Raw genomic sequence first — 9,259 nt, forward strand, 5'->3', positions numbered from 1 at the left:
CCATGAGGGACCTAGACGCCCTCATGGTGGCCTTCAGAGACTTCTGGGCGGACGAGCGTGGCCAGGCCACGGCGAACAGGACGCGGCTCGGAAGTCGCGCGGGCGAGTGGTCAGTCCTCGCGGGGGTCCCGGAAGTCGTCGGGGGTCACCTCGTCGAGCAGCGTGCGGAACTCCTCGACCTCGCGCTCGCGGTCGTCGCCGTCGGCGAGGTCCTCGTCGTCACCCTCCGCCACCAGCTCGATCGCGGCCTCGTCCAGCACCTTCTCGTCGACCTCGACCGGGACGTCGGCGCGGAGCCCGAGCGCCAGCGCGTCGCTGGGGCGGGCCGACACGCGCAGGCCCTCGTCCAGCACCAGGTCGGCGTGGAAAACGCCCTCGTGCAGCTGGGTCACCTCCACCCGGGTGACCCGGTGCCCGAACGCGGCGATCACCTGCCCGATCAGCTCGATCGTCCCAGGCCGGGTGGTGACAGCCTGTGCCTGCGCCTGGGCGAGTTCGGTGGCCTCGGGGCCGCCGATCGTGATGGCGAGCCACCGGCGCCGCCCCTCGGTCTCGCGCAGCAGCACCACCGGCGTGGTCTCGGCGGCTACGACGGCCACGCCCTGCACCTGTACCGGCACCATCACGGCCACCCTCTTCCGACGCCGAATCCTCCACGACTATTACCCCACACTCAGGCGGTTCACGCGGCCTGGTTGCCGGTTTGTCCCGCCCGCGGGGGAGTCCACTGGCTGGGACGGCCATCCCGGACCCGCCCGGTGGCTGACTCGCACCCCCCTCCTCCGCTACCATCGAATACGCAGATCGAGAGGCGCTGCGACGGGCTCGGCCCGCCACGCTCGACCTGAATCCCGGTTTCAAGGGCGCCTCCGTGGAAAAACGGAGGTGTCGGGTGAGCAGTCCGGTGGACGAAGGTAGCAGGACGCAGGCCCTGCGCGACCTGCTGGACCAGCGGGTTGTCGTGCTCGACGGCGCGTGGGGCACCATGCTCCAAGGCGCCTCGCTCACGCCGGAGGACTATCGCGGAGCCAGGTTCACCGACCACACCCACGACGTCACCGGCGACCCGGACCTGCTGAACCTCACGCGGCCGGACGTCATCCTCGACGTGCACCGGCAGTACCTGGCCGCGGGCGCGGACATCACCACGACCAACACGTTCACCGCGACGAGCATCGGCCAATCGGACTACGGGCTGCAGTCGCTCGTGCGCGAGATGAACCTGGAAGGCGCCCGGCTGGCGCGCCAGGCGGCCGACGAAGCGGGCGGGCGGTTCGTCGCCGGCTCGATCGGGCCGCTGAACGTCACCCTTTCGCTGTCACCGCGGGTCGAGGACCCGGCGTACCGCGCGGTGTCGTTCGACGACGTCCGCGCCGCCTACGCCGAGCAGATCCAGGCGCTCGCCGACGGCGGGGTCGACCTGCTGATGATCGAGACGATCTTCGACACGCTCAACTGCAAGGCCGCGATCGCCGCCGCCCGCGAGGTCGCCCCGCACCTGCCGCTCTGGATCTCGGTCACGATCGTCGACCTGAGCGGGCGAACGCTGTCCGGGCAGACCGTCGAGGCGTTCTGGAGCTCCGTCGAGCACGCCCGCCCGCTGGTGGTCGGCGTGAACTGCTCGCTCGGCGCGGAAGAGATGCGCCCGCACGTCGCGGAGCTGTCCCGCTTCGCCGACACCTACACCGCCTGTCACCCCAACGCGGGCCTGCCCAACGCCTTCGGCGGCTACGACCAGACCCCCGACGAGACCGGGGCGATGCTCGGCGAATTCGCCGGCTCCGGCATGGTCAACATCGTCGGCGGCTGCTGCGGCACGTCCCCGGCGCACATCGCGAAGATCGCCGAGGCGGTCAAGGGACTCCCGACCCGTAAGGTCCCGGCTCCGCCCGCGCGGACCCGGTTCAGCGGCCTGGAGCCGTTCAAGATCAGCGAGGACACCGGGTTCGTGATGATCGGTGAACGCACCAACGTCACCGGCTCGAAGCGCTTCCGCCGCCTGATCGAGGGCGGCGACCACCAGGCCGCCGTCGACGTCGCGCTGGAACAGGTCCGCGGCGGGGCCAACCTGCTCGACGTCAACATGGACGCCGACCTGCTCGACAGCGTCGAGGCGATGACGACGTTCCTCAACCTGATCGCGACCGAGCCCGAGGTCGCCCGCATCCCGATCATGATCGACAGCTCGCGGTGGAGCGTGCTGGAGGCCGGGCTCAAGTGCGTGCAGGGCAAGGGCGTGGTCAATTCGATCAGCCTCAAGGAGGGCGAGGAGCAGTTCCTCCAGCAGGCCCGGCGCATCCGGGACTACGGCGCGGGCGTCGTAGTCATGGCGTTCGACGAGAAGGGCCAGGCCGACACCGCCGAGCGCAAGGTGTCGATCTGCGGCCGCGCGTACGACCTGCTGACGCAGAAGGCCGGGTTCGCCGCCGAGGACATCGTGTTCGACCCCAACGTGCTCGCCGTGGCCACCGGCATCGCCGAGCACAACGGCTACGCCAAGGCGTTCCTCGACGCGCTGCCGCTGATCAAGCAGCGCTGTCCCGGCGTGCACATCAGCGGCGGGATCTCCAACCTGTCGTTCTCCTTCCGCGGCAACGACATCGTGCGCGAGGCCATGCACTCGGCGTTCCTGTTCTACGCCGGGCAGGCCGGGCTGGACATGGGCATCGTCAACGCCGGGCAGCTCGCGGTCTACGAGGACATCCCCAAGGACCTCCTGGAACTCGTCGAGGACGTCCTGTTCGACCGGCGCGAGGACGCGACCGACCGGCTCGTCTCGTTCGCCGAGAACGTGAAGGGCTCGGGCACCCAGCGCGTCATCGACCTGACCTGGCGCGAGAACCCGGTGCGGGAGCGGCTGGCGCACGCGCTCGTGCACGGCATCGTCGATTTCATCGAGGACGACACCGAGGAGGCCCGCCAGCAGGCGGACCGGCCCCTGGAGGTCATCGAAGGCCCGCTGATGGACGGCATGAAGATCGTCGGCGACCTGTTCGGCGCCGGGAAGATGTTCCTGCCGCAGGTGGTCAAGAGCGCCCGCGTGATGAAGCGCTCGGTCGCCTACCTCGAGCCCTTCATGGAGGCGGAGAAGGAACTCGCCCGCAAGGAGGGCCGCGCGGAAGCCGTTCGCGGGCAAGGGAAAGTCGTGCTGGCCACGGTCAAGGGCGACGTACACGACATCGGCAAGAACATCGTCGGCGTGGTGCTCGGCTGCAACAACTACGAGGTCATCGACCTCGGCGTGATGGTGCCCGCGGCGGTCATCCTCGACACCGCGATCACCGAGGGCGCCGACGTCGTCGGGCTGTCCGGGCTGATCACGCCGTCGCTGGACGAGATGGTCACCGTCGCCGAGGAGATGCAGCGCCGTGGGCTCAAGCTGCCGCTGCTGATCGGCGGCGCGACGACGTCCAAGCAGCACACCGCCGTGCGGATCGCGCCCGGCTACGAGGAGACCACGGTCCACGTCCTCGACGCCTCCCGCGTCGTCGGTGTGGTGTCGGACCTGCTCGACCCCGCGCGGGCCGAGACGCTGGCCGAGGCCACCAAGGTGGACCAGGAGCGCCTGCGCGAGCAGCACGCGAACAAGACGCGCCAGCCGTTGCTGACGCTCGAGCGGATCAGGGCGAACCGCGAAGAGGTCTCGTTCGACGAGGTCCCCCGGCCCGCGTTCACCGGCGTGCGCACGGTGACCCCGGACATCGCCACGCTGCGCGGGATGATCGACTGGCAGTTCCTGTTCCTCGCCTGGCAGCTCAAGGGCAAGTACCCGGCGATCCTCGACCAGCCGGTCGCCCGTGAGCTCTTCGACGACGCGAACACGCTGCTCGACCAGATCATCGCGACGGGCGGCTTCACCGCGCAGGGCGCGTACGCGTTCTGGCCCGCGCACTCCGAGGGCGACGACATCGTGCTCGACGACTCACCGGTGAATTTCCCGATGCTGCGCCAGCAGACCGCCAAGCCGGCGGGCAGGCCGAACCGCTGCCTGTCCGACTACATCGCCCCGGCCGGGGCCGGGGACCACCTCGGCGGGTTCGCGGTGGCCATCCACGGCGCCGAGGAGCTCGCGACGAAGTACGAGAAGCAGAACGACGACTACCGCGCGATCATGGTGAAGGCGCTGGCCGACCGGCTCGCCGAGGCGTTCGCCGAGTACATCCACCTCGAGGCCCGCCGCGCCTGGTTCGAGCCGGACGCCGAGCCGCTGCTGGAAGACCTGCACGCGGAGCGCTTCCGCGGCATCCGGCCCGCGCTGGGCTACCCGGCGAGCCCGGACCACAGCGAGAAGCAGGACTTGTTCGACCTGCTCGGATGCGAGCAACTCGGCCTGGCGCTGACGGAGTCGTTCGCGATGACGCCCGCCGCCAGTGTCAGCGGGCTGATCTTCGCCCATCCGGCCTCGCGCTACTTCACCGTCGGCCGCCTCGACCGCGACCAGGTCGAGGACTACGCCCGGCGGCGCGGCATGGACCTCGCCGAGATCGAGCGGTGGCTGCGGCCGAACCTCGCCTACGACCCCGCGGTGGCGCTGGTGACCGTCTCCTGAACGAGGTGCCGCGAACAAACTGATCGTCGGCGCCGGTACCCGGCCGCTCGGGGGGCTTACGCGGCCGGGTACCGGCAAATCCGACCACCGCTCCGGACACCCATACGGCCCGGGGCGATGCAGTGCTGCCGGATGCGCTTTCCGGCGACAACCACAGAAGAGGGGGCCGGACGGCGATCATGACGTCCGGCCGCCGGCATCACTCGATCGGGTTACGTGAGCAAAATTCGCGCGAGGGTTGACCACTTACCACCACGGTGTCAAAGTAGAACAAACTTCCCCAACAACGGACATGTACGCACACCGCTCGTGTTGGTACTTGTTGGAATGGCGCGTTGACCAGGGTCTGAACACGCGCCTCGCTGCCCACGGAGAGTCAATGATGATCCTGCCCGTGTCCCTTTGGCGTGCCCGCGTGACGACCTTGCTGTTCGTCCTGGCACTGATGTTCGCGCTCACACAAGCCCCGGGCCTGCCCCAACCGGCTTCGCAGGCGGCCCCGAGCGGTCCGGCCGCGCACAGCGTGACCTACGACGGGTACTCGTTCCTCGTCGACGGCAAGCGCACCTATCTGTGGTCCGGCGAATTCCACTACTACCGCCAGCCCAGCGTCGACCTGTGGCGCGACACGCTGCAGAAGATGAAGGCGGCAGGCTTCAACGCGACCTCGCTCTACTTCGACTGGGGCTACCACTCCCCGAAGGAGGGGAGCTACGACTTCACCGGGGTGCGCGACGTCGACAAGCTGCTCGACATCGCCGCCGAGGTGGGCCTCTACGTGATCGCGAGGCCGGGGCCCTACATCAACGCCGAGGTCGACGGCGGCGGGTTCCCGACCTGGCTGTCCACCCGGCCGGGTGACACACGCACCGCCGATCCGGCGTACCTGAAGTACTCCGACGAGTGGCAAGGCCAGATCGACCGCATCCTCGCCCGGCACCAGTGGGTCGACGGCCGCGGCTCGGTGATCGCCTACCAGGTGGAGAACGAGTACTACAACGGCAAGCCCGACGGGCGGACATATCTGAAGCACCTGGAGGACAAGGCCCGCGCCGACGGGATCAAGGTCCCGCTGACCGGCAACAACAACGGCACCTTCAACGCCGGGGACGCCGCGCTCGACGTCGACGGTCCCGACAGCTACCCGCAGGGCTTCGACTGCTCGAACCCGACGAAATGGAACGGCGTCCCGGACCTCTCCTACGCGCGGGTGCCGGGGAAACCGCTCTACACCCCGGAATTCCAGGGCGGCGCCTTCGATCCGTGGGGCGGGCCCGGCTACGCCAAGTGCGCGCAGCTGATCAACGACCAGTTCGCGAACGTGTTCTACAAACAGAACATCGCGGTCGGCGCGACCGCGCAGAGCTTCTACATGCTCTACGGCGGCACGTCCTGGGGCTGGAGCGCGATCCCCCAGAACTACACCTCGTACGACTACGGCGCGGCGATCACCGAATCGCGCCAGCTCGACCCGAAGTACGGCGAGGACAAGCTGATCGGCTACTTCACCCAGTCCGTCGCGCCGCTGACCAAGACCGACAAGCTGGCCGCTCTCCCGCCGGAGGCGCCCGCGGTCAAGGACACCGCGCGGGTCAACCCGGACACCGGGACCCAGTTCCACGTGCTGCGCCACCAGGACTCCACCTCGACGGCAACGACCGCCACCCACCTCGCGCTCGACCTCGGCGCCGCCGGGAAGTACCCGGTCGTGCCACAGGCACCGGGGACGGCCCTGCAGCTCAACGGGCGGCAGTCGAAGATCCTGGTCGCCTCCTACGACCTCGGCGCGACGCCGATGCGGTACTCGACCTCGGAGATCATGACCAGTGCGACCATCGGCGGCAAGGACGTCGCGGTGCTCTACGGCGACAGCGGGCAGGCCGGTGAGACGGTGCTCAACTTCGCCGCGAAGCCGACGGTGACCGTGCTCGACGGCGCGGCCGACTCGACCTGGGACGCGGCGCGGGGCGACCTTCGCCTGAACTACACCCATCACGGCCTGACCAGGGTGCTGGTCACCGGTGGCGCCCGGCCGCTCCTGCTACTGCTCGGCGACAAGGACACCGCGAAGACGTTCTGGCGCCAGGACACCGCGAACGGTCCCGTGCTGGTGCGCGGCACCCACCTGCTGCGCGCCGCGTCGGCCGCGGGCCGGACCCTGTCGCTGAGCGGTGACACCGGAACGGACGGCGGCGTCGAGGTGTTCTCGAACGCGTCGAAGGTGCGCTGGAACGGCAAGGACGTCGCGTCGCGGCAGACCACCAGCGGCAGCGTGACCGGGGAGCTGCCGACGGCCAAGCCGATCACGCTGCCCGCCCTCGACGGCTGGAAACACCAGGAGGAGTCGCCCGAGACCCAGCCGGGCTTCGACGACTCGACCTGGCCGGTCGCGACCAAGACGACCACGAACAGCCGGACCACCCCGGCCACGCTGCCGGTGCTGTTCGCCGACGACTACGACTTCCACACCGGCAACACCTGGTACCGCGGCCGCTTCCGGGCGAGCGGCAAGGAGACCGGGATCGGCCTGACCAGCCAGAGCGGCGGTCCGGCCGGGATGACCTCGGTCTGGCTCAACGGCCGGTTCCTCGGCTCGGCCAAAGACGGCAGGCAGGACTTCGCCTTCCCTCCCGGCTCGCTGAACAGCGGCGACAACGTGCTCTCTGTGCTGACGGTGAACATGGGCCATGAGGAGGACTACAACCCGCCCAACGGCAACAAGGCCGCACGAGGGCTGCTCGGCGCGACCCTCACCGGCTCGCCGCTCACCGCGCTCACCTGGCGGCTGCAGGGCACTCGGGGCGGAGAGGACGGGCTCAACCCGGTTCGCGGGCCCCTCAACACCGGCGGCCTCTACGGCGAACGGGCAGGCTGGTCGCTCCCCGGCTTTCCCGACCAGGGCTGGCAGAAGGCCACCCTGCCCGCCGCCGACACGAACCCCGGGGTGTCCTGGTACCGGACCACGACCACGCTCGACCTGCCGCGCGGCCAGGACACCTCGCTCGGGCTGGAGATCACCGACAACCCGCAACGCCACTACCGCGCGCTGATCTTCGTCAACGGCTGGCAGCTGGGCCAGTACCTCAACGACGTCGGCCCGCAGCACAGCTTCCCGATCCCGAACGGCGTGCTGAACCCGCAGGGGCACAACACGATCGCGGTCGCGGTGTGGAACACCGACGGCAGCTCGGGCGGCCTCGGGAAGATCGGGCTGGTGAACTACGGCAGCTACGCGTCGTCGTTGACCGTCGGCCAGAACCAGAGTCCCGGCTACGACGCGCGCCGCTACGCCATTCCGGCGGCACCGGCACGGGTCGCGGTCGGCGCACCGGACACGGTGAGCGCGGGGCAGCAGATCACGGTGTCCGCCTCCATCACCGTGCCGCCGACAGAGCCACGGATCACCGAGGTGGTCCCCGAGCTCTCACTGCCCGAGGGCTGGACGGCGGGCCCCGCCTCGCCGCGACAGGTCCCCCGCGTCGACAGCGGCGGTTCGGCGACGTTCACCTGGCCGGTCACCGTCACGGCGGGCTCCCCCGCGAAGGTCAACACCGTGTCCGCGCTGGTGCGGTACCGGCAACAGGGCCGCTCTCTGTCCACAAGCGACAGCCGGATCGTCGGTACCATCCCGCCCGCCCCGCCGTCGGGGGCGAACCAGGTGAGCGCGTTACCGTTCCTGTCGGCGGCCAACGGCTGGGGCCCGGTCGAGCGGGACACGAGCAACGGCGAGGACAAGGCCGGTGACGGCAAGCCGATCACCCTGCGCGGCAAGACGTTCCCCCACGGCCTCGGTGTGCACGCGGCGGGCGACGTCCAGCTCTACCTCGGTGGCCGCTGTAACCGTTTCACCGCGACCGTCGGCGTCGACGACGAGACAAGGGGCGGGGGGACGATCGCGTTCCGCGTGCTGGTCGACGGGCGGACGGTGACGACGACACCGGTGCTCAACGGCACTTCCGCGACGATCCCGATCGACACCGCCGTCACCGGCGGCCAGGTGCTCGACCTGGTCGTGGACGACGGCGGGGACGGCAACGGGAACGACCACGGCGACTGGGCCGAGGCGACCCTCACCTGCACGTAGCCGCCGAGGTCTTGTCAGGCGGTACCTGACGTCTGTAAGGTACCGCCTGACAAACCGAGGAGGAACCCATGCCAGACGTCCGAACCGAACCGGCGATCGCGAGCTGTTCGTTCTGCCGGAAACCGAACGCCGAGGTGGAAAAGCTCGTCGCGGGGCCCGGCGTGTTCATCTGCGACGGGTGCGTCGCCTTGGCGTCGCAGGTCATCGCCGGTGCGCCGGAGTCACCGTCGCCGGTGGCGCCGTGGGACCTGGAGATGACGCTCGACGCGGTGCTGGCCGCTCTTGGTCCGGTCGCGGCCGCGGGGGTGCAGGTCGAGCGGAATCTTGGGCTGTGGGTGGCCAAGGCACGGTCGCTCAAGGGAACTTGGTCTCAGATCGGTCAGGCGCTGGGCATGACTCGGCAATCCGCTTGGGAGCGCTTCTCTGGTGAGGAGTGATCTTCTTGGGTTTTAGGGGTTGGTCCTTGCCTGGCGGGTTGGCTTTCTTTTGGGGGTCTGGGTTTAGGGATTGTCCTCGCCGGACGGGCTGGCTCCGGGAAGGCCGGGGGGTGCGGTGGGGGTGGTGGTCTTCCCGTCGCCTGATTGATGGCTACCACGCCGCGAGGGTGCCGCAAGGTTGGGAGGGCC

The 9,259-nt window shown here is 69.5% G+C and carries 4 protein-coding genes and 1 riboswitch; of the genes, 3 read left to right on the forward strand and 1 reads right to left on the reverse strand.

What is annotated here, in order from left to right; genetic code table 11:
- Positions 1-110 precede the first annotated feature (110 nt).
- Entirely contained in the window at positions 111-623 is a 513-nt protein-coding gene (locus QMK34_RS45720) for a bifunctional nuclease family protein (protein ID WP_326421180.1), read from the reverse strand.
- A gap of 177 nt (positions 624-800) precedes the next feature.
- Positions 801-876, forward strand: a riboswitch (S-adenosyl-L-homocysteine riboswitch).
- A 16-nt stretch (positions 877-892) separates the two neighbouring features.
- On the opposite strand from QMK34_RS45720, the gene metH reads away from it, so the two are divergent.
- The 3 genes from metH to QMK34_RS45735 all read left to right on the forward strand — a co-directional run bounded on the left by metH (position 893) and on the right by QMK34_RS45735 (position 9,070).
- Entirely contained in the window at positions 893-4,549 is a 3,657-nt protein-coding gene (metH, locus tag QMK34_RS45725) for a methionine synthase (RefSeq protein WP_326421181.1), read from the forward strand.
- Between the two features lie 379 nt (positions 4,550-4,928).
- A complete protein-coding gene (locus QMK34_RS45730; RefSeq protein ID WP_326421182.1) occupies positions 4,929-8,633 on the forward strand; it encodes a beta-galactosidase in 3,705 nt (1,234 codons plus the stop codon).
- A gap of 68 nt (positions 8,634-8,701) precedes the next feature.
- The gene (locus QMK34_RS45735; RefSeq protein ID WP_326421183.1) at positions 8,702-9,070 is read left to right on the forward strand and encodes a ClpX C4-type zinc finger protein; all 369 of its coding nucleotides are present in this window, start codon (positions 8,702-8,704) and stop codon (positions 9,068-9,070) included.
- The last annotated feature ends 189 nt before the right edge of the window (positions 9,071-9,259 follow it).

The sequence above is a fragment of the Amycolatopsis sp. H20-H5 genome, from assembly GCF_035828755.1.
GTDB lineage: Bacteria > Actinomycetota > Actinomycetes > Mycobacteriales > Pseudonocardiaceae > Amycolatopsis.